The organism is Aquabacter sp. DMC10, assembly GCF_056314145.1.
In genome coordinates, this window is the sequence record NZ_JBQUYX010000003.1 from 602201 (window position 1) to 628777 (window position 26577).

Genomic DNA, 26577 nt, shown 5'->3' on the forward strand with positions numbered 1-26577 from the left:
ATGTGAAAAAAGGGGCACGGCTTGATGAAAAATTAGACAAACCCGCATGGATGCTGGATTTCAATGTTGCAAAAGCGCAACGCGCCGGGGAAACTCCGCGTAAGGCCACGGTTGAGGTCGCCGCCAAACGTTCGTCTTCCGTGTGGGAATTGCCGATCTTACCGCCCGACTGTGTCAGGGGCGCAACAGGAGAAGGGGGCGTCCGCGCTCGGGCACCTTGGCCCAGCTGCCGTCTTCCTGCCGCGCAAAGCGCACCGAGGCGGCCCCCGCGCCCGATTCCACCAGCACATTGCCCCCCTCGATGCGCCAGCCGGAGGGGGCGAACTGGGCAAGGCCGGGGTCGCAACCCGGCGCCACACGCACCACCCGGCTGCCGCCGGCGACGGGATCGGCGGTCAGTGTCCAGCGGCAGATGGGCTTGCCGGCGGTGCGGGCCAGGTCCCACTCGCCGGTCATTTCTTCCACCGAGACCTCAAGCCCGCTCTGCGCGGCGGGGGGCGCGAGGAAATACACGCCGTCGCCTTCCCGCAGGGCTTCATAGCTGCCCCCCGTGGCCTCGGTGAATTCCGCCGTCAGCCGGCCCTGGCCATCCAGCAGGCGCAGCGCGCCGGAGGCATCCGGCGTCCAGGCCGCCAACTGGGGCGCAAAGGCGATGGCGGCGCAGGCCCCCGCATCAAGGGCCAGGAGAAAGGCCGGCGCGGCGCCTGGCGCCGGATCGGCGCGCAGCGTCAGGGCGCAGGTGCGGCTGCCATCGGCGCTGGACAGCACAAAGGGCCCTGCAATTTTCTGGGCGGCAGTCTGGAGGGCGGGATCGATCCGCGCCGCCCGCCCCGGCCCCGGCTTCTGGGCGGCGGGACGCGTCTCGTTCTTGGGCGCGGTCTGGGCGTCCGCAGGCCCCGCGCCGAAACCCGCAGGCAGACCGGCCCACAGGCTCGCGGCGAGCAGGGCAAGACGGAGCGGTGCGGAGGCGGGGCGCTTCATGGGGGAAGGCTAGCCCAGGCCTTCGCAATGGGGAAGGCGCCGCGGCGCCTCTCCCCCTGCCGCGGCGCCACAGGTGGCGCCGCAGGTCTTCCAGGCGGGCGGGCTACGCCTTGGGCCAGGGGGTCTCCGCCACCGGGGTGAGCGGGCCCTTGCCGGCGAACCAGGAGAGAATGTTGTCCACCACCAGTTGGCCCATGGCGGTGCGGGTGTGGTGGGTGGAGGAGCCCACGTGCGGCAGCAACACCACATTGTCCATGGCGATCAGCTCGGCCGGCACGCGGGGCTCGTCCTCGAACACGTCCAGGCCGGCGGCGCGGATGGTGCCGGCCTTCAGGGCGGCGATCAGCGCCGTCTCGTCCACCACGGTGCCCCGCGCCACATTGATGAGGATGCCGTTGGCGCCCAGCGCCTCCAGCACTTGCGCATTGATGAGGTGCTTGGTGGAGGGCCCGCCGGGCAGGATGAGGATGAGGGTGTCCACGTCACCAGCCAGGGCCACCAGGTCGCCATAGTGGCGATAGGGCAGGTCGGGCTGGGCGGTGCGGGTGTGATAGGAGATCGGCAGGCCGAAGGCCTCGAGACGGCGGGCGATGGCCTTGCCGATGCGGCCCATGCCGACAATGCCCACGGTGCGGTCGCGCAAGGTGAGGCCCAGCGGATAGGCGCCCTTCAGCCACTTGCCTTCGCGCAGGAAGCGGTCGGCCTGGGGAATCTCGCGCACGGTGGCCAGCAGCAGGCCGAGCGTCAGGTCGGCCACTTCCTCGTTCAGCACCTCGGGCGTGTTGGTTACGACGACGCCCCGCTTGGCGGCGGCGGCGGCGTCCACCGTGTCATAGCCGACGCCGAAATTGGAGACGATCTCGAGCTTGGGCAGGCGGGCCATCATGGCCTCGTCCACCTTCAGGCGGCCGCGGGTGGCGATGGCGCGGATCTCGGTGCCATGGGCGGCGATGGCGCCCTCCACGTCGGCGCCGCCCACCAGGGTGAAATGCTCGGCCAGTTGCCGCTCCACCACGTGATCCATGACAGAGCCGGTGGTGAGAAGGAAGGGGCGGTCAGCTGAGGTCATGGCGCAGGCTCGGTCGTTGGGGGCGGTCCGCCGCCGGACAGCGGCAAGACCTGGATAAGCGCCCCGGCGGGCGGATTCAATGGTCCGTTCAATCGTTTTAAAAATCGCTTGATCCGGCCGTGGCGTCACACCATGATCGTTCGCGTACCGTCGAGGCCTGTCCGCAAACCAACGGACGTGCCTCTCACAAAGCGGACGAACGACCGTTTACTGCGGTCCAAAGAAAGGCCCGGCCCCGCCTCAAGGCGGAGAGACCGACGGCCGAAAGTTCGGGTTGGACGTCTCAGGGAGCTCATACGGATGGCGACCGTCGACATTCGCGGTGTGAAGAAAGCCTATGGTACGACGGCCGTGATCCACGGCGTCGATGTGGAAATTCGCGACGGTGAGTTCGTCGTCCTGGTGGGGCCGTCCGGCTGCGGCAAGTCCACCCTTCTGCGCATGATTGCGGGCCTGGAAAACATCACCGGCGGGGAAATCCTGATCGGCAATCGCGTGGTCAACGAGGTGCCGCCCAAGGAACGGGACATCGCCATGGTGTTCCAGAACTACGCGCTCTATCCGCACATGACGGTGGCGGACAACATGGGCTTCTCGCTGAAGCTGCGCAAAGCGCCGAAGTCGGAGATCGACGGGCGGGTGCAGCGGGCGGCGGGCATTCTGGGCCTCACCCATCTGCTGGATCGCTTTCCCCGCCAGCTGTCCGGCGGCCAGCGCCAGCGCGTGGCCATGGGCCGGGCCATCGTGCGCGACCCGCAGGTGTTCCTGTTCGACGAGCCGCTCTCCAATCTCGATGCCAAGCTGCGCGTGCAGATGCGCACCGAGATCAAGGAGCTGCACCAGCGCCTGAAGACCACCACGGTCTATGTCACCCACGACCAGATCGAGGCCATGACCATGGCGGACAAGATCGTGGTCATGCATGACGGCATCGTGGAGCAGATCGGCGCACCGCTCGATCTGTACGACCGGCCCGCCAACCAGTTCGTGGCCGGCTTCATCGGCTCGCCCGCCATGAATTTCATCAAGGGCACGGTGCGGGTGAACGGCAAGGCCAGCTTCGTCACCGACGGCGGCGCCACCTTGCCGCTGGAAGCGGTGCCCGCCGGCATCAACGGCAAGCGCGCGGTCTATGGCCTGCGGCCCGAGCATGTGCGCCTCGACCCGGCCGGGGTCCCCGTCCAGATCATCGTGGTGGAGCCCACGGGATCGGAAATCCTGGCCGTCGCCCGCATCGGCGATGAGGCCAAGGGACAGGAGATTTCCCTCCTGTTCCGTGAGCGCCTTGCCCTTGCGCCCGGCGAGACCATCCGCATCATGCCGCTGGAGGGCATGCCGCATCTGTTCGACGAGGCAAGCGGCTCGCGCCTCGCCAGCTGAACCGCGCCGAAAAGACCGCTCGCAACCGACGAAGCGGCCGGCGCTTGAAGTGACCCCAAGACGTCACCGGAGGAACGCCAAATGGATATTTCCCGTCGCAATCTTCTCATGAGCGGCGCCGGGCTTGCCGGCGCGGCCGCATTGGGCGGCATGGCCGGGCGGCCGGCTTTCGCGCAGGCCGCCATGCCCGAGTTCAAGCCGGAAGCCGGTGCCTCCCTGCGCGTGCTGCGCTGGTCGCCCTTCGTGAAGGGCGAGGAAGAGGCCTGGCTCGCCAACACCAAGAAGTTCACCGAGGCCACCGGCATTGAGGTGCGCATCGACAAGGAAAGCTGGGAGGACATCCGTCCCAAGGCGGCGGTGGCCGCCAATGTGGGCTCGGGCCCAGACATCGTCTGGGTGTGGTTCGACGACGCCCAGCAATATCCCGACAAGCTCCTGGACGTGACCCCGCTCGCCACCGCCCTCGGCAACAAATATGGCGGCTGGTACGACGCCCCCGCGCAATATGCCAAGAAGGACGGCAAGTTCATCGCCCTGCCGCTGGCCACCATCGGCAATGCGGTCGTTTATCGCGACAGCTGGATGAAGGAAGCCGGCTTCAGCGAGTTCCCGAAGGATACCAAGGGCCTCCTGGAGATGGGCAAGGCCTTGAAGGCCAAGGGCCATCCCATGGGCTTCACGCTCGGCCATGGCGTCGGCGACGGCAACAATTTCTGCCACTGGGTGCTGTGGAGCCACGGCGGCAAGATGGTGGATGACAACGGCAAGGTGGTCATCAACAGCCCGGAGACGGTCGCCGCCCTGAAATATGTGGCCGAGCTCTACAAGACCTTCATCCCCGGCACCGAGAGCTGGCTGGACGTGAACAACAACCGCGCCTTCCTGGCCGGCGAAATCTCCTGCACTGCCAACGGCGTGTCCATCTATTACGGCGCCAAGAACGACCCCAAGCTGGCCGACATGGCCGCCGACATGCGCTCCACCAACTTCCCCATCGGCCCGGTGGGCAAGGAAGTGGAACTGCACCAGACCACCTCGGCCTGCATCTTCAAATACTCCAAGTATCCGCAGGCGGCCCAGGCCTATCTGGCCTATATGTTCGACGCGCCGCAGATGAATGCCTGGATCACGGGCGCCAGCGCCTATTGCTGCCAGACGCTCAAGGCCTTCGCCTCCAACCCGGTGTGGACCGACAATCCGATCCACAAGCCCTATTCCCGGGCCTCCGAGACCTTGCGCCCGAACGGCTATTCCGGCCCGCTCGGCCCGCAATCGGCCGCCGCCATGGCGGACTGGATCGTGGTGGACATGGTGGCGGAAGCCGCCACCGGCCAGCGCACCCCCGAGGAAGCCGCCAAGCGCGCCGAACTGCGCGCCAACCGCATCTATCGCTGACGGCGGGACGGGCGCCCCATGCGGGTGCCCGTCTCCCATCCCCGCGCGCCGGCCCATCGGGCGCGCGCCGGGGCCAAGGGCCGGCTGAGCCGGTGCCGGGGCGCCAGGTGCGTCCCGGCCTTCATCCTTCCTTTCGGTTCAAGTCTTCAGAGGCGGTTTCATGGCAGACGTGGCGGCGCGGGCGGCCCCTCGGGCGTCCGGCAGATCCTGGTGGGCCGGTATCGGCCAGGGGCGGCATGTGCTCGGCCTCCTGTTCCTGCTGCCGGCGGCGGTGTTCCTGCTCCTGTTCCTCACCTATCCACTGGGGCTCGGCGTCTGGCTCGGCTTCACCGACACGCGCATCGGCCGGGCGGGCGTCTTCATCGGGCTGGAGAATTACCAGCTCATGTGGGAGGACAGCGTGTTCTGGCTGGCGGTGTTCAACACCGTCCTCTACACCACCGCCGCCTCGATCCTGAAGTTCGCCCTCGGCCTGTGGCTGGCCCTGCTCCTGAACCAGCATCTGCCGTTCAAGAGCTTCTTCCGCGCCATCGTGCTGCTGCCGTGGGTGGTGCCCACCGTGCTCTCCGCCATCGCCTTCTGGTGGATCTTCGACGCCCAGTTCTCGGTGATCTCCTGGGCCCTCATCAAGCTGGGTCTCATCGACCACAACATCAACTTCCTGGGTGATTCCACCAATGCGCGGGCGTCGGTGATCGCCGCCAATGTGTGGCGCGGCATTCCGTTCGTGGCCATCTCGCTGCTGGCGGGCCTCCAGACCATCCCGCAATCCCTGCACGAGGCGGCCACGCTCGACGGGGCGAGCGGCTGGCAGCGCTTCCGCTTCATCACCTTGCCCATGCTTTCGCCCATCATCGCGGTGGTGATGACCTTCTCGGTGCTGTTCACCTTCACCGACTTCCAGCTGATCTATGTGCTCACCCGCGGCGGGCCGCTCAACGCCACCCATCTGATGGCGACCCTGTCCTTCCAGCGGGCCATTCCCGGCGGCCAATTGGGCGAGGGCGCGGCCATCGCGGTGGCCATGATCCCCTTCCTGCTGGCGGCGATCCTGTTCAGCTATTTCGGGCTCCAGCGCCGCAAGTGGCAGCAGGGCGGGGGCGACTGATGCGCGCCGTCGTTCCCTGCCTGCTCCGCACCGCGATCCACCCCCCGCTTCGGGAGGCCCGGCCATGACCGACCAGTCCGTCACCGACAATTCGACCGGCATGAGCTATCTGGACAGCCTGCCCAAGCGCCTCATCACAGTGGTGCTGCCGCTGCTGGTGTTCGTCTTCGTGCTGCTGTTCCCGTTCTATTGGATGGCCATTACCGCCATCAAGCCGAACTACCAGCTCACCGACTACGCCCATTATTCCCCGCTCTGGGTGGTGGAGCCGACGCTGGAGCACATCAAGTATCTCCTGTTCGAGACCTCCTATCCGGGCTGGCTCTGGAACACGATGCTGATCTCGGTGTGCGCCACCTTCATCTCGCTGGTGGCCTCGGTGTTCGCCGCCTATGCCATCGAGCGCCTGCGCTTCCACGGCTCGCGCTGGGTGGGGCTCGGCATCTTCCTGGCCTATCTGGTGCCGCCCTCCATCCTCTTCATTCCGCTGGCACTGATGGTGTTCAAGCTCGGCATCTACGACACCAAGCTGGCGCTCATCCTCACCTATCCCACCTTCCTGGTGCCCTTCTCCACCTGGCTGCTCATGGGCTATTTCCGCTCCATCCCCTATGAGCTGGAGGAATGCGCCCTGGTGGACGGCGCTTCGCGCTGGCAGATCCTCATCAAGGTGCTGCTGCCGCTCTCCGTGCCCGGCCTGATCTCGGCGGGCATCTTCTCCTTCACCTTGTCGTGGAACGAGTTCATCTATGCCCTGACCTTCATCCAGTCGTCGGAGAATAAGACCGTTCCGGTGGGCGTGCTCACCGAGCTGGTGCGATCCGACGTCTATGAATGGGGGGCCTTGATGGCGGGCGCGCTCATCGGCTCGCTGCCGGTGGTGATCCTCTATTCCTTCTTCGTGGACTATTACGTCTCGTCCATGACCGGGGCGGTGAAGGAATAGGCGTTCGTCTCGCGGGCGGGGGACCCGACGGGGCCGGGCCGCAAGGTCACGGCCCCGTTGCCTTTTGCGCTGCGGCATGGCACCCCTCACGCACGGAAGACGGGGGCTTGGCGGACATGATCGAACGCGTGCTCGAACAGGTGCTGTTCCGCAGCCGCTGGCTGATGGCGCCTTTCTATGTGGGCCTGGTGGTGGCGCTGCTGGTGCTGCTGTTCAAGTTCGGCCACGAGCTTTTGCACTTCGTCACCCATGCGGTCAGCGCCTCCGAGAGCGACATCATCCTGGGCGTGCTGACCCTGGTGGACCTGACCTTCACCGGCAATCTGGTGTTGATCGTCATCTTCTCGGGCTACGAGAATTTCGTCTCCAAGATCGATCCGAACGGCCATCCCGACTGGCCGGAATGGATGACGCAGGTGGATTTCGCCGGCCTCAAGCAGAAATTGCTGGCCTCCATCGTGGCCATCTCGGCCATCGCGCTGCTGAAAGCCTTCATGAATCTGAAGCCGGACGCGGACCCGAGCTACCTGACCTGGCTGGTCATCATCCACGTGGTGTTCGTGGGCTCGAGCCTGGTGCTGGCCTTCTCCGACAAGATCAGCGGCGGCAAGGGTCACTGACAGACCGGGACACCAACGGGCGGAGCCACTGGCAGGCCGGTCGCGGGCGCTCCTCGGCGCCCGCCGGCGGGCTCAGGCCTCGTCCGGCTCCTCGTCCGGGGACTGGCCCTCGGCGCCGCCCTGCGGCTCGCCCTCGATCTCGGCGGGCAGGTCGATGACCACGCGCCCGGCCGCCACCTCCACCACCGGCACGGCGGCGCGGGTGAAGGGCACGAGGCGGGTCCTGCCGCCTTCGGCCGGAGCATATTCCAGGATGTCGCCGGCGCCGAAATCGAACAGGGCGGTGACGGTGCCGAGCACCGTGCCGTCGGGCGCCTCGGCGCGCAGGCCGATCAAATCGGCCTGGTAGAAGGTGTCCTCATCCTCCGCCGGCGGCAGGGCGGCGCGGGGCACGAAGAGATCCGTATTGGTGAGCTTCTCGGCCGCATTGCGATCGTCCACGCCCTTGAGGCGGGCGACGAAATGATCCTTGGCCGCGCGCATGCTGGCAATCGTGAAGCTGCGGATGCCGGTTTCATCGGTGAGGGGATAGTCGAACAGGGCCTCCGGGTCCTCGCCGAAGACGAACAGGCGCACTTCGCCCCGCACCCCGTGCGGCGCGCCGATGCGCGCAATGAGAACACGGTCGGTCATGGCTGGCCCTGCATGCTGAAACGGTGTCATCCCGCCACCGTCGCCGGGGCGGGGGGAAAAGCGCGCCGGCCGGGCCGCCGCGCTTCAGAGCCATTCCGGGCGAAGCGGGAGCCGCTTCGCGCAACGGACAGGCGGGGGCGCAAAGACCGCGAGCTTTCCCGCGTTTCGATGAAACGCGGAAAGGCCCCGGGGCAAAAGGGCGGTGCCCCCGCGGTCGCCAGGACCGGCGCCGGGAACCGCCCCTTGAACCTCACTCCGCGGAGGCGGCGGCAGCGGCGGCTTCGGCGGCCTTGGCACGCTCGGCGGCGCGCTCCTGGGCCTTCTTGCCGGGCTCGGCCTTCTGGGGGTTGTTGCGGGCTTCGCGCTTCAGGAGGCCCTGGGCGTCGAGGAAGCGGGCCACGCGGTCGGTGGGCTGGGCGCCCTTTTCGAGCCAGGCCTTGGCCTTCTCCACGTCGATGGTGACGCGCTCGCCGGCGTCCTTGCCGATGAGAGGATTGTAGGTGCCGATCTTCTCGATGAAGCGGCCGTCGCGGGGCGAACGGGCGTCAGCGACGACGATGCGGTAATAGGGGCGCTTCTTGGCGCCGCCGCGGGCGAGGCGGATCTTCAGGGACATGGGACTTTCCTTTCAAGACGTCATGTTTCAGACCGCGTCGTCCGGGCGAAGCCTTGGTCGGCGCGGGGTTGGGGTGGAGGCGCGGGCGAAGGTCCGCACACGGCCGGTCGATCCGGCCGCGACGGCGCGCTTTGCCGCGCTGTCACTTCTTCTTCGGACCTCCAAGACCTGGAAGGCCGCGCGGCAGGCCGGGAAGCCCGCCGGGGAAGTTGGGGGGCAGGCCCTTTCCAAGGCCCGGCATGGTGGGCGGCAGGCCGCCGCCGCCAGCGCCCGGCAGGCCGCCGGGCATCTTCTCGGCCATCTGCTGGAGCATTTCCGGCGAGGGGCCGCCGCCGCCGAGGCCGAACATGTTGGCCAGGCCCGCCATGGGGCCGCGCTTGCCGGCGGCGCCGCCCATGGCCTTCATCATGTCGGCCATCTGGCGGTGCATCTTCAAGAGGCGGTTGATTTCTTCCACCTTGGTGCCGGAGCCCGCAGCCACGCGCCGCTTGCGGGAGGCGTCCAGCACCTTGGGATTGCGCCGCTCCTGGCGGGTCATGGAATTGATGATGGCCACCTGCCGGCGGAACACCTTGTCGTCGATATTGGCCGAGGCGATCTGGTTCTTCACCTTGGCGATGCCGGGCAGCATGCCCATGAGCCCGGACATGCCGCCGAGCTTCTGCATCTGGCCGAGCTGGTCGCGCAGGTCTTCGAGATCGAATGCGCCCTTGCGCATCTTCTCGGCGACGGCCTTGGCCTTCTCGACGTCGATATTCTCGACCGCCTTCTCCACCAGGGCGACCACGTCGCCCATGCCGAGGATGCGGCCGGCCACGCGCTTGGGATCGAAATCCTCCAGCGCGTCCATCTTTTCGCCGGTGCCGATCAGCTTGATGGGCTTGCCGGTGACCGCGCGCATGGAGAGCGCGGCGCCGCCGCGCCCGTCGCCGTCGGCGCGGGTGAGGATGATGCCGGTGAGGCCCACGCGGGCGTCGAACGCCTTGGCGGTGTTCACCGCGTCCTGGCCGGTGAGGGCGTCGGCGACGAGGAGCACTTCGTGCGGCCCGGTGGCGGCCTTCACCTCGGCCACCTCCGCCATCAGCCCCTCGTCGAGGGTGACGCGGCCGGCGGTGTCGAGCATGACCACGTCATAATTTCCGAAGCGGCCCGCCTCCATGGCGCGGCGGGCGATCTGCACCGCCGACTGGCCGGCCACGATGGGCAGCGTCGCCACCCCCACCTGGGAGCCCAGCGTGGCCAATTGCTCCATGGCCGCCGGGCGGCGGGTGTCGAGCGAGGCCATCAGCACGCGGCGCTTGCCCTTCTCGGTCAGGCGCTTGGCGATCTTGGCGGTGGAGGTGGTCTTGCCCGAGCCCTGCAGGCCGACCATGAGGATCGGCACCGGGGCGGGGGCGTTGAGATCGATGGGATCGGCGTCCGAGCCCAGCATGGCGACGAGCTCGTCATGGACGATCTTCACCACCATCTGGCCGGGGGTCACGGACTTGACCACCTCGACGCCGATGGCGCGCTCGCGCACCTTGTCGGTGAAGCTCTTCACAACGTCGAGGGCGACGTCGGCCTCGATCAAGGCGCGGCGCACCTCGCGCATGGCTTCCCCGACGTCGGCCTCGGTGAGCGCGCCGCGCCGCTTGAGCTTGTCGAGTATGCCGCCGAGGCGGTCGGAAAGGCTGTCGAACATGGGTCCGTCCGGTGATCTCCGGCCGCAAGGCCGAAGGTGTTTCGCGAGGGTGCACCCAACGCCCATCGCGCCCGAGGGCGCATCGCGCTGTCGGGCGGGGGCCTCCGGGCTCTCGGCCCGGTCGGCTGGATCGGCGTGGCCGTCCTCTTGAAGGGCGCGTTCTTAACACCCGAAAGCCGGCGAGACAATGGCCGGCTTCCATCGGGGGCCTCAAGCCTCCTGCCGGCCCCGCCGCTCACAAGGCGAGGCTGGTGGTGCCCTTCATCAGGATCGGCCCCGTCGGGCGCCCGATGGGAGAGCCGCCTTGGGGCTCCAGGGTGATCTCGAACAACTGGTCCGGCCCCGTGCGCGACAGGTTCTTCAGATCGAGCCGGATGCGCCGCGCCGCGCCCGCAAGGCCGATGGAGACGGGACCGCGCGCCGGGTCCTGGAGGGTCCACACTTCCAGCACCCGGCCGTCCGGCACGGGAATCGGGCGCAGCGGAATGAGGTCGGCGGTGCCGTCCGCATAGGCATTCACCACCGCCGCCGGCTCGCCCTGCGGCCCCATGAGCACCGCCACAAACTGCGGCTGCGGCGCCCGGCCGAGCGGGCCGAAGGCAACGGCCACCACCAGGAAGAGACTTGCCGCCGCGCCCGCAAAGCCGGCGGCGCGCCAGAAGCCGAGGCTGTCCCACAGCCAGGCGGCAAGGCGGCCGGGCGCGCCGGAGGGCCGGGCGGGCGCCGCCGCGGCGCGCGCGGATGGAGCCGCGGGGGCGGATGTGAGGGCGGGTTCGGGCGCCGCCTCTTGGTCCAGCGTCGCGGCGATGCGGGCGAACAAGGCGGGGTCCGGGGCGTCCGTCGGCGCGGTGATGTCCAGCTCGGCAAAGCGCGCACGCCAGGTCTCCACCAAAGCGGCGAAGGCGGCATCCGCCTGCACCCGCGCGGCGGCGCGCGCGTCTTCGGGTGGGTCGAGGAGGCCAAGCACATATTCGGCGGCCAGCAGCTCGGTCTCGTCGGGGGGCGCGCTCATGCCAAGCACTCCCTGAGCGAGAGAAGGGCGCGGCGGATCCAGGACTTCATGGTGCCCAAAGGCACGCCGAAGCGCCCGGCCAGCTCGCCATGGGTCAGGCCATTCACATAGGCCAGGAGCAGCGCGCCGCGCCGGGGCGCGTCCAGCCGCTCCAGGCAGGCGCGCAGACGGCCGGATTCCGAAAGGCGCAGCATGGCGGCCTCCGGGCTGTCCTCCGGGGCTTCGAGGCCCAGCGGCTCCATGTCGTCCATCAACTCGGTGCGGGTCTCTCCGCGCAGGATGTTGAGGGCGCGATGGCGCAGGATGGCATAGATCCAGGTGCGCCCGCCGCCTCGCGCCGGATCGAACGAGGCCGCCTGCCGCCAGATCAGCACGAAGCTGTCATGCACCGCTTCTTCGGCCAGCGCATCGCGGCGCAGGATGCGGCGGGCGACCCCCATCATGCGGCCGGCCTCGGCGGCATAGAGGGCCTGAAGGGCTGCCCGCTCGCCCCGGGCACAGGCCAGGAGCGCGGCGTCGCAATCAAGGCCCGGATCCGTCCGCGCGGCGGCTGTCATCGCGTCGCTCTCTCCTGTTCTGGGAGAGTACATGCCGGAGCGGCTCTTGGATGCGTCGGCGGCCGGGAAAATTTTTCTGAAGGTCCCTGCATCCGGGGCGGGAGGTGGCGTGTAGCCCTTGCGACCGGCGGATGGGCCGGCCCAAAACCGGGAGACATCACATGCTCAAGCGCACCCTTCTCGCGACGCTCCTTGCCTCCACCGGCGCCCTCCTTGCCACCGGCGCGCAGGCGCAAAGCGTCGCCGCTCTGGTGGGGGACAGCACCATCGTTATGATCGATCCCGCCGCCAAGAGTGCCGGCAAGAGCTGGCAAGTGTCGGGCATCACCGGAAAGGTGCTGGGCATCGACGTACGGCCCTCCGATGGCCTGCTCTATGCGGTGATCGACGACGGCTCCATCGTCACCCTCGACACCGCCACCGGCAAGGCCACGGCCAAGGCCAAGCTGGAAAGCACGCTGCCCGCCGGCGTGACCGCCACCGTGGACTTCAACCCCGTGGCCGATCGCCTGCGCCTCATGGGTGCGGACGGCACCAATCTGCGGGTCAATGTGGATGATGGGAAGGTGATCCGCGACGGCAACCTGAACTTCTCCGGCTCCGACGCCATGAAGGAGATGAAGCCCACCGTGGTGGCCGGGGCCTATACCAATGCGGTGAAGGGGGCGAAGGAGACCGCCTTGTTCGACATCGATGCCACCGGCACCCTTCTGAAGCAGGCGCCGCCCAATGACGGCGTTCTCACCACCGTCGGCAAGCTCGGCGTGGCAGGCAATGGTGCGGCTGGAAAGGGCATGGCCTTCGACATCGTGTCCGACGGTGCCGGCGGCAACGCCGCCTGGCTGATCGCCGGCGACACGCTCTACACCGTGGACCTGAGCTCCGGCGCGGCGACCGCCCAGGGCAAGATCAGCGGCCTCAAAGGGCCGGTGCGCGACATGGCCGTCCTGCCCGCCAAGGCCATGTGAGGCGCCCCTCGCTCAGGGTGTCGCCCCGAACGGCCCGAACACCATGTCGGGCGAGCTGGTGTTGTGGCGGGACGGCGTGAGCCGCCCGGCCCACAGCCCCAGGGCCGGGCCGCCGGGAAAGTCCATGATGGCCCCTTCCTTCCAGCCTGGCGCCCCCGGCGGGCGCCAGGCCACCGCCGCCGCGTCATTGTTGAAGGCGGTCACATACATGGAGCGCAGGGCGGCGAACGGCCGGTCGGTGGGCGTGCCCTCCAGGGTCACGTCCAGGACCAGGCGCTCCGCATCCAGCGTCGTCATGCGCAGCTGGGCCGAGCCGCCGGCCGCGAAGGACAAGGTGAAGGTGCCGAGCTCGGGCTCGAAGACCACTTCCTTCAGCCGCACCAGCGGGCGGCCCTGCACCTCCACCGGGCCGAACAGCACCGAGGAGCCATAGGCTGCCTCGCGCAGGGGGAAGGGCGGCAGGGGCCGGGCGCGCCAATAGCCGTCTGGCGGATAGAAGACCAGCACCTCATAGCGTCCCGCCCCCTGCGGCACGAAGAGCTGCACCATGTGCAGGCCGGAGAAGACATGGGCGCCGACGCGCACCGGCACGTCGGCGGGGCGCCAGAAGGAGGGGAAGGTAAAGCCCACCAGCCGGTAGCGGTCGGAATTGAACAGCACTTCCCGCCGTGGGCGGGCGGGCACCACCGGGTCCGCCGTCATGTCGCAGGCGGTCCAGTCCGGGGCGGTGCGGTCGCGCTGCAAGGTGCCGATATAGGCGGGATGGACCGCCTCCACCCGGAAGCGGCGCACCGTGGGCGAACTGAAGGTCAGCGCCACATTGTCCTTTTCCGCGCAGGCCTCGGGCACGCTGTCATTGCGCACATCCACCGCCAGCGGGGCGACGGGCTCGGCCGCCGGGCGGGGGGCTGGCTGGGCCAGGGCGGCCGGGGCCGCGAGCAGGGGAGCAAGCGCGAGCAGGGCAAACGGAAGCAAGGCGCGGACGAGCATGACGTCTCCTGTTTCCCTTTCATCTTGCCCGGGCCGGCAGGGGTCTGTCTGCGGCGCGCGATGCCTGAAGTGCCATCTTGTGTCAGCCTCGCGCAAGCTTCGCGGCCTATGGTGATCCCACTTCGGTCACCGGCTCCGATCTCCCCACCCTCGGATCGGTCGAAGCACAGCGCGGCGCCTCTTCCGCCCCCCACCCAGAGGCGCCGCGCTTTCTTTTCCCGCACGATCCTTCCCCCGCACGAATGCAGGCCCCGCACGAATGCAAGAGCCCGCCGGAGCGGGCTCAGCCTTGGTCATGCCTGGGGCAGGGGCTCACAGCCCGCCGATGCACACATATTTGATGTTGAGATAGTCGTCGCAGCCATACTTGGAGCCCTCGCGGCCGACGCCGCTCTCCTTGACGCCGCCGAACGGGGCCACCTCGGTGGTGATGACGCCGGCATTGGCGCCCACCTGGCCATATTCCAGCGCCTCGGAGACGCGGAAGGTGCGGCCCACGTCGCGGGTGAAGAAATAGCAGGCCAGGCCATATTCGGTGGAATTGGCGAGGCGCACCGCCTCTTCCTCGGTCTCGAACTTGAAGACCGGGGCCATGGGCCCGAAAATCTCCTCGCGGGCGAACGCCATGTCAGCGGTGGCATCGGCGATCACGGTGGGCTCGAAGAAGGTGCCGCCCAGATCTGAGCGCTTGCCGCCGGTGACCACGCGGCCACCCTTGTCGAGCGCGTCCTTCAGCAGGCGCTCCACCTTGGCCACCGCCTTTTCCTCGATGAGGGGACCCTGCACCACGCCGGCATCGAGGCCGTTGCCCACCTTCAGCGCCTTGGAGGCGGCGGCGAGCTTCTCCACGAAGGCGTCATAGATGCCGGCCTGGGCATAGAAGCGGTTGGTGCACACGCAGGTCTGGCCGGCATTGCGATACTTGGAGGCAATGGCCTGCTCCACCGCCAGGTCCAGGTCCGCATCGTCGAACACCAGGAAGGGCGCATTGCCGCCCAGCTCCATGGAGATCTTCTTCATGGTGTCGGCGGACTGCTTCATGAGCAGCTTGCCCACGGGGGTGGAGCCGGTGAAGGTCACCTTCTTCACCAGCGGGTTGGAAGTCATCTCGGCGCCGATGGCCTTGGCATCGCCCAGCACGATGTTGATGACGCCAGCCGGAATGCCCGCCTGCTCGGCCAGCACGCCCCAGGCGAGGCCCGAATAGGGGGTGAGTTCCGAGGGCTTGCACACCACGGTGCAGCCGGCCGCCAGCGCCGCGCCGATCTTGCGCGAGAGCATGGAGGAGGGGAAGTTCCAGGGGGTGATGGCGGCCACCACGCCCACCGGCTCCTTGGTCACCAGGATGCGGCGGCCGGGCCAGGGGGAGGGGATGACATCACCATAGAGGCGACGGGCTTCCTCGGCGAACCACCGCACATAGGCGGCGGAGGCGCCGATCTCGCCCTTGGCCTCAGCGAGCGGCTTGCCCTGCTCGGTGGTCAGCAGACGGGCCAGCTCCTCGGTATTGGCGGTGATGAGGTCGGCCAGCTTGTGCAGCGCCGTGGCGCGCTCGGCGGCGGTCTTGGCGCGCCAGGCGGGGAAGGCGGCGGCGGCCGCCTCGATGGCGCGGCGGGTCTCGGCGCCGCCGGCATCGGGCACGGTGCCGAGCAGCTCGCCGGTGGCCGGGTTCATCACCGCAATGGTGCCGCCACCGTCGGCATCCACCCATTTCCCGCCGATCAGCATCTTCTCGCGCATGAGCGCAAATTCCGGCGCATCGCCGGGAATGGGGGCGGAGGCGGTGAGGGCCATGGCGGACGTCCTTCAGGATGGTCGGCGCTGAGCGCGGGAATGCCGCGCCGTCGGAGGCAAGCTGGGCTCGCCTGGGACGGCCGGCGAAGGAGGCGGGAGCCGGCGGGCGCCGGGCGCGGCGGAAGCGCGCGGGCGGCACCCTACCTTATGCAGGTGATGGAGTGAAAGGGGACGATCTGCGGCTTGTGATTGTCGCCAGCGGCAACCTGGCAGCGCAGATAATCGCGCCCGATGCTCACCGGCGCGAAGCCCGTGATGGTCCCGCCGCCCACCACCTGGATGACGATGGCTTGCCCGTCCTTGTCCGCGACGATGTCCAGGATGGCCTGGTGGAAGTCATCATCCTTGAACTGGCACTTCATGGTCAGCCTCCTCTGCTTCCAGAGCGGCGCCGGCGGCATGGCTCGTGGCGAGCCGGTCTGGCCGGTGCTGCCGCTTCAGTCCAAAGCTACAGAGGGCGATGGCCGATCACATTGATCCAGTCGATCGGATCGCGCCCCGGCGTGTCCTTCCCCGCGGGCTTTGCCCGCGTATGTTTTTCTTTGGGGCTTTGCCCGCTTGTGTTTTTCTTTGGGGCTTTGCCCGCGTGTCTTTTTCTCCGGGACTTGGCCCGCGTCACCTTATGCGGCGGGTGCTGTGCCGCCGATTGGTCGTGTCAGCATAACGCCGCTTGCGGGCTGTGCGTCATGTGCCGGGCGCAGGGCTCTTAGGAAAGCCGTGCGCAAACGAAAACGGCGCCGCCTCGGGGGAGGCGGCGCCGCATGTGAGGGTCTCGGTCGGGACCGGCTTATTCGCCGAACAGCTTGCGCTGCCACCAGCCCGACCGGCGCTTGCCATTGTCCTTGCCGGCGTCGGGGGCGGCGCCCTCGGAGTCCTGCGGGGCAGTGGGGGGCTCGGGGGCCGCGACGGGTTCGGAGACGGCGGGCGCGGCCTCGGCCGCCGGGGCGATCGCCTCCGAGGCTTCGGTCACGCCGGCCAGATCCGCGTTGGAGATGGGCATGGACGCATCGGCGCCGGTGGCATCGATGCTGGGCTCGCCGGCGCGGACCGGTGCCTCGGCGGTGTCTTCCACCGGGGGGCTGGGCTCGGCGGCCTGCACCACGGGGGCCGCCTCGGCCGGGGCCGCGGCGGCGACCACCGGAGCCTTTTCGCGGACCGTGGACCGCCGGCGGGCCGGCTTTGCCTCGACGACGGGCTCGTCCTTCACGACGGGAGGCACGGGAGCCTCGACCACCGCTTCGGCGGCGGGAGCCGCCGGTGCGGGGGCGTCCGGCTTGTGGGCGTCCTCAACCGGAGCGTCCTGTGCGGGCGCCTCCCAGGCCACTGCCGGGGCGGCCGCGACCGCGTGGTCAGGGGCCGGCTGGTCATGGCCCTCGCCGACCGGCGCCTCGAAGGCGGGCGTGCCGGACGGAGCCGCTTCCTCGTGCGTCTCGGAAATGGCACCCGAGGGAGAGGTCACGGGTGCCGCGGCATCCGCCACCGCCTCGCTGTCCTCGTCGCCGTTCTCGGCGCCTTCGCCTTCGCCACGCTCGGAGGGCGCGCCCTCCTCGCCTTCGCGGCGATTGCGGCGGCCACCGCGACGGCCGCGCCGACGGCGGCGGCGCTCATTCTGGCTTTCGGACCGATCCTCGTCGTCACCCTCCTCGCCTTCGGCCTCGCCGTCGGCTTCGGTGGATGCGCCGTCGTCGTCACTTTCGCTGGCCTCGCCTTCGGGGCGCGGCTCGCGGGCTTCCACGTCCCGCTCGCCACCCCGGCGGCGGCGGCGGCGACGGCGGCGACGGCCGCCATCCTCGCCCCGCTCGGCGCTGTCGTCGCTGTCGTCGGAAGACTCGGTCGCCTCGGCGATCTCGGCTTCCTCCAGCGCCTCGTCCTCTTCCTCATATTCCTCCTCGGGGAGGATGGAATCGGGGTGGACCACCCGGCCGGGCCGGGGCGCGGCGGGCGCGGGGGCGGCCAGGTCGCCCTTCTCGATCAGGAACGGCTGGTGGCCGGTAACGCTCTCGTCGGCGCTGATGATGAGCGTCACCGAGAAGCGGTCTTCCAGCTCGCGCAGATGGGCGCGCTTCTGGTTCAGCACATAAAGGGCCACTTCGCCGCGGGTGCGGGCGATGAGGTTATGGGTGGTGGAGCGCAGCAGCTGCTCTTCCAAGGCGCGCAGCAATTGCAGCGCCACGGAGGCGGCGGAGCGCACATGGCCGGTGCCGCCGCAGACGGGGCACACCTCGATGGAGCTTTCCAGCACGCCGGTGCGGATGCGCTGGCGGGACATCTCCATGAGGCCGAAATGGGAGATGCGGCCGACCTGGATGCGGGCGCGGTCGTTCTTCAGGCAGTCCTTGAGCTTGCGCTCCACCGCCCGATTGTTCCGCTTCTCCTCCATGTCGATGAAGTCGATCACGATGAGGCCGGCGAGGTCGCGCAGGCGCAGCTGGCGGGCGATCTCCTCGGAGGCCTCCAGATTGGTCTTGAGCGCGGTGTCCTCGATATGGTGCTCGCGCGTCGCCCGGCCGGAGTTCACGTCGATGGAGACGAGCGCCTCGGTGGGGTTGATGACGATGTAGCCGCCGCTCTTGAGCTGGACCACCGGCGAGAACATGGCGTCCAGCTGGTGCTCCACGCCATGCTTGGCGAAGATGGGCTGGGGCTCGCGATAGGGAATGACGTTCTTGGCATGGCTCGGCATGAGCATGCGCATGAAGTCGCGGGCTTCCTTGAAGCCCTCCTCGCCGGCGACGTGGATGTCGTCGATGTCCTTGTTGTAGAGGTCGCGGATGGCGCGCTTGATGAGCGAGCCTTCCTCATAGACGAGGCTCGGGGCGCTGGAGCTCAAGGTCAGCTCGCGCACCGTCTCCCACAGGCGCAGGAGATATTCAAAGTCGCGCTTGATCTCCACCTTGGTGCGGTTGGCGCCGGCGGTGCGCAGGATGACGCCCATCCCCTCGGGCACCTCCAGGTCCTGCACCACTTCCTTCAGGCGCTTGCGGTCCACCGCATTGGTGATCTTGCGCGAGATGCCGCCGCCCCGGGCGGTGTTGGGCATCAGCACCGAGTAGCGGCCGGCCAGCGACAGATAGGTGGTGAGCGCCGCGCCCTTGTTGCCGCGCTCCTCCTTGACCACTTGGACGAGCATCACCTGCCGGCGGCGGATGACCTCCTGGATCTTATAGGTGCGGCCACGGCGCTGGGGGGTGCGCTCGGGCACTTCCTCCATGGCGTCGTCGCCGGAGCCGAGCTGCTCGACGACTTCTTCCTCGTCCTCGATCTGCTCGATGTCGCTGTCGTCGTCCTCGTCGTCGGAGGACGCTTCGGTCCGGGTCGCCTCGGCAAAGGCGTTGAGGACGGGAGACGACTCACGCTCGCCCTCGGGGGCTTCGGCGGCCTGCTCGGCGTCGTGGTGGGCAGCCTGCTCCTGGGGGGCGGGCAGGGCCTCGGGGGCGGACACGCTGTCGTCCTGCGCCGCGAAGGGGACGGGGGCGGCAGGCGTCTCTTCGGCGGCCGCTTCGACGGCCACCGGGGCGACCTCGATCACGGCGTCGGTGCTGGCGGTATTTTCGTCCGCGATGGCGCCATCGGCCTCGGCGGCCTCGGAGCCGTCGGATGGCTGCGCGTCCAGGGCCTCGGCCACCGGGGCGTCATGATCCTCGTCATGGTCGCCGCCGGAGATCTGGCCGTCCTCGATGGTTTCCACCACCTCGGCGTCGTCGATCTCCTCCACATTGCCGGAGACGGCCTCGTCCTCGACGGCGCGGCGGGGGCGATTGCGCTCGCGGCGGCGCTCACGGCGCTCATCTTCCTCGTCGGCGAGGCGAGCAGCGCGCTCCTCTTCCTCGATCAGGGCGAGGCGATCGGCGACGGGGATCTGGTAATAATCGGGATGGATCTCGCTGAAGGCGAGGAAGCCGTGGCGGTTGCCGCCATATTCCACGAACGCCGCCTGAAGGGAGGGTTCGACGCGGGTCACCTTGGCAAGGTAGATGTTGCCCCGCAACTGCTTGCGGGACGCGGACTCATAGTCGAATTCCTCGACCCTGTTGCCGCGCACGACCACCACCCGGGTTTCCTCCGGGTGGGTGGCATCGATGAGCATCTTGTTGGCCATGTAAATCTCTCTGGACGGCGCTGCGGCCATGGGCGGACCCAAGGCTCGGCAACGGCCGGCGCGGCAAGGCCTGCGGACCGTCGTTGCGCCGTGAATGAAGGCGGAAGGAAAGTGAGGGGCGGCGGCAGTCAGGCCTCAGCGCGACGCGATCGGCGTCGGGGCACACGGGAGCACGCATTGCGCGGCGTTCGTGCGGTTGAGCGTCCATGCCCTGGGTGACCAGTCCCTCAAGCGAAGCGTTCGGATCGGACTGCTGTCCGACCCCGGCATACGGCCGCTCGGTCCCCCTTCGATGCGGGGTGTCCGGCCTATCGTCGAATGGCGACGCTCCGCCCACGCACGCGTTTCGCGCGCTCGCCGGCCGGTCTCTGGCCTGGCGGGGGCCTGGCGGGGGAGAACGCACGACGGGTGACGCCGCCAGACCGGCGTGCCGGAGAGCGGTATCGGCGGGTGCCGCGCATCCGGGGCCGAACAGCCTGCTCCGGAACGCGAACCATATGCGGGTTCCTTCTTAAACGCCCGGCTCGCATCTTGGCAAGGTTCATGCCTGTTTGGGCGGCAACATTCTCCCGTGCCGCAAGCTTGCGCCAAGGGGCGTCCTCTCCCGCGCGGGCGGCCGCGGCCCCCTGTGCGGAGCCCGGTGCCGGGCGCCGTGAACCCTCGATTAACGGCGGGCGCCTATCCCTTGGGTATGATAACGTTTGCCGACCGGCATCAAGTTCGGGACAAGGGTGGGCCCATGGTGGCGCACACGCGGCTGGACGCGCAGGTTCCCGGCGCGCAAGGTTCGGGCGCGCAAGTTTCGGGCGCGCAAGTGTGGCGCGCGCAGGTCCGGGACGCACATCGCCCGCGCGTGGAGGTCTCCGGCGCGGCGGGTGACGGCTTTGCCTGCGCTTCCCGCGGCCCGCGCGCCGTGCGCCCCTGGCTGGAGCGCCTCCGGCAGGGGCCGGGGAGCCTGCATCTCCGGCAGCGGAGCGCAAATGCCGCAGCCCCAGTGGTCGCTGCCCTTCTCGCCGCCCTTCTCCTGTCTCCGCTGCCCGCCGCGGCCGGCGACACACCCGCGCCCGCTGTGCCCGCCTCAGAGACGAGCGCTCCCACCCCATCGGCGGCATCCGCCGAGGCGGGGCCGTCGGACGACAGGGACCTCATCACCGGCTCCGTGACCGGCACCCCCACGCCCCCGGTGGCCTCGCCCCAAATGCCCGCGTCCCCAATCGCCGCGCCTCAGTCCGAGGCACCGAAGGTCGATCCCACCGTCCTGGCGGTTCAGGTGAAGGCGCCCGCCGGCACCGATGCGGCCCCACCGCCGGCGCCGGACACTGCCGCCCCGTCCACACCGGAGGCCGCGAACGCCGCCTCCGCCTTGGATGCGCGCCTCGCCGGCGACGGACAGCGCACCCGCCTGATCCTCGATCTCAGCAAGCCGGCGGAGTTCCGCGCCTTCACGCTGGCCAATCCCTATCGGGTCATTCTCGACCTGACGGACGTGACCTTCACCCTGTCCGAGGCGCGGGTGCAGACCCGGCGCGGCCTCGTCTCCGCCTTCCGCTACGGCGTCCTGGCGCCGGGCAAGGCGCGCATGGTGCTGGACGTGACCGAGCCGGTGATGATCGACAAGGCCTTCGTCCTGCCCCCGGCGGAAGGCCAGCCGGCGCGGCTCGTGCTCGATCTGGTGCGCACGGACGCCGCCACCTTCAACACGTCCGTCGCCACCGCCGCCGAGGCCCGCGGCGCCCCCTCCGCCGCCATCACCCCCGGTCCGGTGGCCGAGGGCGACGTGCGCCCCGTCATCGTGCTCGATCCCGGCCATGGCGGCATCGATTCGGGCACGTCGGGCGCCTCCAGCTACAATGAGAAGAACATCGTGCTGGACGTGGCGTTGGCGCTGCGCGCCGAATTGGAGCGCACGGGCCGCTATCGGGTGGTGATGACCCGCAGCACCGACGTGTTCGTGCCCCTGGGCGAGCGGGTGCAGATCGCCCGCGCCAACCGGGCGGCGCTGTTCATCTCCATCCATGCGGACGCGCTCGCCCGCGACGACGGCAATGCCCGGGGCGCCAGCGTCTACACCTTGTCGGAGACCGCCTCCGATGCGGATGCCGCCCATCTGGCGGAAAAGGAGAACAAGGCGGACCTGATCGCCGGCGTCGACCTTTCCGAGGAAAGCGACGAGGTGGCGGGCATCCTGTTCGACCTCGCCCAGCGGGAGACGCGCAATTTCTCCGCCACCTTCGCCCGCAACATGATCGGCGTCCTGAAGACGATCGGGCGGGTGCACAAGACGCCGCTGAAGTCCGCCGGCTTCCGGGTGCTGAAGGCCCATGACGTGCCGTCCGTGCTGGTGGAGCTCGGCTACATGTCCTCGCGGGAAGATCTGAAGCTGCTTACGTCCGACGCCTGGCGGGAAAAGATGGCCCAGGCCATGGCGGGCGCCATCGACGACTTCTTCGCCCCCCGTTTCGCCGGCGTCGGCCCCACCGGCTCCATCGCCCGCCCGCCCGCCGGAAAGTGATCGCGGCGCGCGCCGGGGGAACCGGCGCGCGGGCTTGCTGTCCCTGCGTCAGGCGTGAGATGACGCAGGGGGCGCCGCCAATTGGTCGCGAAGCAGCCACTTTTGCCCAACATAGCGGAAGAGAGCACACCCGCATCCTGGCATCCGGGCGGCGGCAGGGGAGAGCGGGCGCAAAAGCCCGCGAACGTCAACGAACCCTTGCGTCGCCGCCGGAGTTGAGGCTTGTGGGCGGCTGGCCTTTCCCGGGGCGGTCCGGGGAAGGGCAAAGGCGAGGTCGGACGCAGGACGCGCTCTGCCCGCACGTGATGGTGGATGGCGAGGCTGAAAGGCCGGTCGGGCGCGCCCGCCGGCTCAGGCTCCAGGGGCGGAAGGAGCCCGCGGATGCGGCTGCTGTTGAGGTTCTTCGGCTTTCTCTTTGCGCTCGGCACGCTCGTGCTGCTGGGAGGCGCCGCCGCGGCCACGTACCTGGTGTGGAAATATTCGCAGGACCTGCCGGACTATACCCAGCTCCAGAATTACGAGCCCCCCGTCATGACCCGCGTGCATGCGGACGACGGCGCGCTGGTGGCCGAATGGGCGCGCCAACGCCGGCTCTATATCCCCATCCAGTCCGTGCCCAAGCTGGTGGTCGAGGCCTTCCTGTCGGCCGAGGACAAGAATTTCTACGAGCATGGCGGCATCGATCCGTCCGGCATTTTCCGCGCGGCCATGCTCTATGCGCAGAATTTCGGCTCCAACCGCCGCCCCCAGGGTGCCTCCACCATCACCCAGCAGGTGGCCAAGAACTTCCTGCTCACCAATGAGGTGTCCTTCGATCGCAAGATCAAGGAGGCGCTCCTGGCCCTGCGCATCGAGCGCGCCTATTCCAAAGACCGCATCCTCGAACTCTATCTGAACGAGATCTATCTCGGCATGGGCGCCTACGGCATCGCCGCCGCCGCCCTGGTCTATTTCGACAAGTCCGTCGACGAATTGACCATTCCCGAGGTGGCGTACCTGGCCGCTTTGCCCAAGGCGCCGTCATCCTACAATCCCTTCCGCGACCGCGAGCGCGCCACCGACCGGCGCAACTGGGTCATCGACCGCATGGCCGAGAACGGCTTCATCACCGCCGCCCAGGCCGAGGCCGCCAAGAAGACCCCCCTGGAGGTCACCCCCCGGCCCACCGGCGCGCAGATCTTCGCCGCCGAATATTTCGCCGAGGAAGTGCGCCGCCAGATCATCGACCGCTATGGCGAGAACAAGCTCTACGAAGGCGGCCTGTCGGTGCGCACCGCCCTCAACCCCAAGCTCCAGCGGTTCGCCAAGAAGGCGCTGACCGACGGTCTGATGCGGTTCGACGAGCAGCGCGGCTGGCGCGGCCCGGTCACCAAGATCGAACTCGGCCCCGACTGGGGCGCCAAGCTGGCCGAGATCAAGGCCTATTCGGACATCCCCTGGAAGCTGGCGGTGGTGCTGGATTCCAGCAAGGACAACGCCCGCATCGGCCTGCAGCCGCCCCGCGAGAAGGGCGGCATCATCTCCACCCAGCGTGACGTGGGCCTCATTACGCTCGATGGCGTCAAATGGGCGCGCTGGATCAAGGGACCGGACGCGGGCCGCGCCGTCACCTCGGTGTCGCAGGTGCTCAAGCCCGGCGACGTGATCTATGTGGAGCCCATCGCCAACAAGGACGGCCAGTACCGCCTGCACCAGATCCCGGACGTGGAAGGCGCCATGGTGGTCATGGAGCCGCTCACCGGGCGCGTGCTCGCCCTGGTCGGTGGCTTCTCCTATGACGAGAGCCAGTTCAACCGCGCCACCCAGGCGCTGCGCCAGCCCGGCTCGTCCTTCAAGCCGTTCGTCTATTCGGCGGCCCTCGACAATGGCTACACGCCCTCCACCGTGGTGCTGGACGCCCCCATCGAGATCGACCAGGGCCCGGGCATGCCGGTCTGGGCGCCGGAAAACTACGCCAAGAAGTTCTACGGCCCGCAGACCCTGCGCTTCGGCCTGGAGCAGTCGCGCAACGTGATGACCGTTCGCCTTGCCCAGGACATCGGCATGCCGCTGGTGGCCGATTACGCCAAGAAGTTCGGCATCTATGACGACATGCTGCCCGTGCTGTCCATGTCGCTGGGCGCGGGCGAAACCACGCTCATGCGCATGGTCAGCGCCTATGCCATGATCGCCAATGGCGGGCGCAAGGTGACGCCCTCGCTCATCGACCGCATCCAGGACCGCTACGGCCACACCATCTATCGCCATGACGAGCGCGAGTGCCGCGGCTGCGAGGCCGACAAGTGGGAGAACCAGTCCGAGCCCTCGCTCATCGACCGGCGGCCGGTGGTGCTCGATCCCATGACCTCCTACCAGATCACCTCCATGATGGAGGGCGTGGTCCAGCGCGGCACCGGCACGGCCCTGAAGGAACTGGGCCGGCCCATCGCCGGCAAGACCGGCACCACCAATGACGAGAAGGACGCCTGGTTCGTGGGCTTCACGCCCCAGCTCGTGGTGGGCGTCTATCTGGGCTATGACCGGCCGCGCGCCATGGGCAAGGGCGCCACCGGCGGCGTCCTGTCCGCGCCCATCGTGCGCGACTTCTTCAAGGATGCGCTGGCCGACCAGCCGGCCATTCCGTTCCGCGTGCCCGCCGGCATGAAGCTGGTGCGCATCAATCCCAAGAGCGGCATGCGCGTCGGCACGGGCGAATCGTCCATCCTGGAAGCCTTCAAGCCGGGCACCGCGCCGCCCGACAGCTATTCCGTGGTGGGGGCGTCCGATTCGAGCGTGGGCGTCACGCCCGAGGCCGACCGGGCGGTTCGCTCCGGCACCGGCGGACTTTATTAGCCGCGATCTGACCTGTTGCGCCCCTGGCGTGCGGGCCGGGCTCCTCCGGGAGGCCGGCCCCGTTTACACCCGGGGCACCCCCCGCTATTTTCCGCGGCCTTTCATCGGAGCTCAGTGAACCATGCGTGCGGAACTCGCCGCGAAAGTCGACGAGGTCAACAAGTCCGTTGAGCTGCTGCGCCAGCACCTCAACGTGGACCGCTCGCGCCGTCGCCTCGCGGAGCTCAATGCCATCGCCGAGGACCCCAAGCTGTGGGACGATCCCGAGCGGGCGCAGAAGATCATGCAGGAGCGCACCTCGCTGGAGGATGCGCTGGGGGCCATCGACCGGGTGACCCAGGACCTGGCTGATAACATCGAGCTGATCGAGCTCGGCGAGATGGAAGGTGACGAGGGCGTCATCACGGAAGCCTCCGCCGCGCTCGACGCGCTGAAGGTGGAGCTGGCCCGCCGCGAACTGGACGCGCTGCTCTCGGGTGAGGCGGATTCCAACGACACCTATCTGGAAGTCCATGCGGGCGCCGGCGGCACCGACAGCCAGGACTGGGCCGAGATGCTGCTGCGCATGTACCGGCGCTGGTGCGAGCGGCATGGCTTCAAGGTGGAACTGGTGGACGAGTCCGCCGGCGAGCAGGCGGGCCTGAAGTCAGCCACCATCATCGTCAAGGGCCACAATGCCTATGGCTGGCTGAAGACGGAGGCCGGGGTGCACCGCCTGGTGCGCATCTCGCCCTTCGATTCCAACGCCCGCCGCCAGACCTCCTTTGCCTCCATCGACGTCTACCCGGTCATCGACGACCGCATCGTGGTGGATATCAACGAGAGCGACGTGCGCGTGGACACCATGCGCTCGGGCGGCGCCGGCGGCCAGCACGTGAACAAGACGGAATCGGCCGTTCGCCTCACCCACATTCCCACCGGCATCGCCGTGGTCTCCCAGGGCGACCGCTCCCAGCACAAGAACCGGGCCACCGCCTGGAACATGCTGCGCGCCAAGCTGTTCGAGATGGAGCTGAAGAAGCGCGAGGAAGCCGCCGCCGCCGAGCAGGCCGCCCGCACCGATATCGGCTGGGGCCACCAGATCCGCTCCTATGTGCTCCAGCCCTATCAGTTGGTGAAGGACCTGCGCACCGGCGTCACCTCCGGCACCCCCCAGGAGGTGTTGGACGGCGACCTCGATCCCTTCATGGAAGCCGCCCTCGCCCAGCGCGCCTATGGCGGCGGCCCGGCGCAGGTGGAGGACGTGGACTAAGCCTCCCGGTCCCGCCGCGATCGTCCCGGCCGTTTTTGCGCGCGCCTGTCCTGTCCATCGCGCGCCCTGGAGCGCCTCAGCCTGTCCATGACACGCTGAAGCGACCCTGGCTGCGGCCCGCCACCCCAT

Annotated in this window: 20 protein-coding genes; 9 read left to right on the plus strand and 11 right to left on the minus strand. The window is 68.7% G+C overall.

Annotated elements, in window-relative coordinates; all coding sequences use genetic code 11:
* Nucleotides 1-174: 174 nt before the first annotated feature.
* Nucleotides 175-981, minus strand: a complete 807-nt coding sequence (locus ACT54L_RS11380; protein WP_476085680.1) for a protease inhibitor Inh/omp19 family protein — start codon at nucleotides 979-981, stop codon at nucleotides 175-177.
* A gap of 103 nt (nucleotides 982-1084) precedes the next feature.
* A complete protein-coding gene (locus ACT54L_RS11385) occupies nucleotides 1085-2050 on the minus strand; it encodes a 2-hydroxyacid dehydrogenase (RefSeq protein WP_476085681.1) in 966 nt (321 codons plus the stop codon).
* Between the two features lie 300 nt (nucleotides 2051-2350).
* On the opposite strand from ACT54L_RS11385, the gene ACT54L_RS11390 reads away from it, so the two are divergent.
* From ACT54L_RS11390 to ACT54L_RS11410, 5 genes are all read left to right on the plus strand, one after another.
* Nucleotides 2351-3430: an ABC transporter ATP-binding protein gene (locus tag ACT54L_RS11390; protein ID WP_476085682.1), complete on the plus strand. Its 1080-nt coding sequence runs from the start codon at nucleotides 2351-2353 to the stop codon at nucleotides 3428-3430.
* An 81-nt stretch (nucleotides 3431-3511) separates the two neighbouring features.
* Nucleotides 3512-4825, plus strand: coding sequence for an ABC transporter substrate-binding protein (locus tag ACT54L_RS11395; RefSeq protein WP_476085683.1), 1314 nt, complete (start codon nucleotides 3512-3514; stop codon nucleotides 4823-4825).
* A 160-nt stretch (nucleotides 4826-4985) separates the two neighbouring features.
* Nucleotides 4986-5933, plus strand: a complete 948-nt coding sequence (locus ACT54L_RS11400; RefSeq protein ID WP_476085684.1) for a carbohydrate ABC transporter permease — start codon at nucleotides 4986-4988, stop codon at nucleotides 5931-5933.
* 64 nt (nucleotides 5934-5997) lie between these two features.
* Entirely contained in the window at nucleotides 5998-6879 is an 882-nt protein-coding gene (locus ACT54L_RS11405; RefSeq protein ID WP_476085685.1) for a carbohydrate ABC transporter permease, read from the plus strand.
* 116 nt (nucleotides 6880-6995) lie between these two features.
* Nucleotides 6996-7499 (plus strand): TIGR00645 family protein, encoded by a 504-nt coding sequence (locus ACT54L_RS11410; protein WP_476085686.1) that lies wholly within the window; start codon nucleotides 6996-6998, stop codon nucleotides 7497-7499.
* A gap of 72 nt (nucleotides 7500-7571) precedes the next feature.
* On the opposite strand, the gene rimM is transcribed toward ACT54L_RS11410, so the two are convergent.
* The 5 genes from rimM to ACT54L_RS11435 all read right to left on the minus strand — a co-directional run bounded on the left by rimM (nucleotide 7572) and on the right by ACT54L_RS11435 (nucleotide 12001).
* Entirely contained in the window at nucleotides 7572-8132 is a 561-nt protein-coding gene (gene rimM / locus ACT54L_RS11415) for a ribosome maturation factor RimM (RefSeq protein ID WP_476085687.1), read from the minus strand.
* Nucleotides 8133-8382: 250 nt separating this feature from the next.
* Nucleotides 8383-8748, minus strand: coding sequence for a 30S ribosomal protein S16 (gene rpsP / locus ACT54L_RS11420; protein WP_476085688.1), 366 nt, complete (start codon nucleotides 8746-8748; stop codon nucleotides 8383-8385).
* Between the two features lie 142 nt (nucleotides 8749-8890).
* On the minus strand, nucleotides 8891-10432 hold the full coding sequence (ffh, locus tag ACT54L_RS11425) for a signal recognition particle protein (RefSeq protein ID WP_476085689.1): 1542 nt from the start codon (nucleotides 10430-10432) through the stop codon (nucleotides 8891-8893).
* 235 nt (nucleotides 10433-10667) lie between these two features.
* Nucleotides 10668-11444 (minus strand): anti-sigma factor, encoded by a 777-nt coding sequence (locus ACT54L_RS11430; protein WP_476085690.1) that lies wholly within the window; start codon nucleotides 11442-11444, stop codon nucleotides 10668-10670.
* On the minus strand, nucleotides 11441-12001 hold the full coding sequence (locus ACT54L_RS11435; RefSeq protein WP_476085691.1) for a sigma-70 family RNA polymerase sigma factor: 561 nt from the start codon (nucleotides 11999-12001) through the stop codon (nucleotides 11441-11443). The genes ACT54L_RS11430 and ACT54L_RS11435 overlap by 4 nt, the downstream gene beginning before the upstream one ends.
* A gap of 161 nt (nucleotides 12002-12162) precedes the next feature.
* Here ACT54L_RS11435 and ACT54L_RS11440 point away from each other — a divergent pair, with 161 nt between their 5' ends.
* Complete coding sequence (locus ACT54L_RS11440; protein WP_476085692.1) at nucleotides 12163-12969, plus strand: DUF4394 domain-containing protein; 807 nt, start codon at nucleotides 12163-12165, stop codon at nucleotides 12967-12969.
* Between the two features lie 12 nt (nucleotides 12970-12981).
* Here the strand turns inward: ACT54L_RS11440 and ACT54L_RS11445 are convergent, their stop codons facing one another.
* The 4 genes from ACT54L_RS11445 to ACT54L_RS11460 all read right to left on the minus strand — a co-directional run bounded on the left by ACT54L_RS11445 (nucleotide 12982) and on the right by ACT54L_RS11460 (nucleotide 19852).
* Nucleotides 12982-13959, minus strand: coding sequence for a hypothetical protein (locus ACT54L_RS11445; RefSeq protein WP_476085693.1), 978 nt, complete (start codon nucleotides 13957-13959; stop codon nucleotides 12982-12984).
* Nucleotides 13960-14271: 312 nt separating this feature from the next.
* A complete protein-coding gene (locus ACT54L_RS11450) occupies nucleotides 14272-15753 on the minus strand; it encodes an NAD-dependent succinate-semialdehyde dehydrogenase (RefSeq protein WP_476085694.1) in 1482 nt (493 codons plus the stop codon).
* 140 nt (nucleotides 15754-15893) lie between these two features.
* Nucleotides 15894-16115, minus strand: coding sequence for a hypothetical protein (locus tag ACT54L_RS11455; RefSeq protein WP_476085695.1), 222 nt, complete (start codon nucleotides 16113-16115; stop codon nucleotides 15894-15896).
* Between the two features lie 425 nt (nucleotides 16116-16540).
* The gene (locus ACT54L_RS11460) at nucleotides 16541-19852 is read right to left on the minus strand and encodes an Rne/Rng family ribonuclease (protein WP_476085696.1); all 3312 of its coding nucleotides are present in this window, start codon (nucleotides 19850-19852) and stop codon (nucleotides 16541-16543) included.
* Nucleotides 19853-20846: 994 nt separating this feature from the next.
* On the opposite strand from ACT54L_RS11460, the gene ACT54L_RS11465 reads away from it, so the two are divergent.
* The 3 genes from ACT54L_RS11465 to prfB all read left to right on the plus strand — a co-directional run bounded on the left by ACT54L_RS11465 (nucleotide 20847) and on the right by prfB (nucleotide 26448).
* The gene (locus ACT54L_RS11465; protein WP_476085697.1) at nucleotides 20847-22364 is read left to right on the plus strand and encodes an N-acetylmuramoyl-L-alanine amidase; all 1518 of its coding nucleotides are present in this window, start codon (nucleotides 20847-20849) and stop codon (nucleotides 22362-22364) included.
* Between the two features lie 381 nt (nucleotides 22365-22745).
* Nucleotides 22746-25196: a penicillin-binding protein 1A gene (locus ACT54L_RS11470; RefSeq protein ID WP_476085698.1), complete on the plus strand. Its 2451-nt coding sequence runs from the start codon at nucleotides 22746-22748 to the stop codon at nucleotides 25194-25196.
* Nucleotides 25197-25317: 121 nt separating this feature from the next.
* On the plus strand, nucleotides 25318-26448 hold the full coding sequence (gene prfB, locus ACT54L_RS11475) for a peptide chain release factor 2 (RefSeq protein ID WP_476085699.1): 1131 nt from the start codon (nucleotides 25318-25320) through the stop codon (nucleotides 26446-26448).
* Nucleotides 26449-26577: the final 129 nt, after the last annotated feature.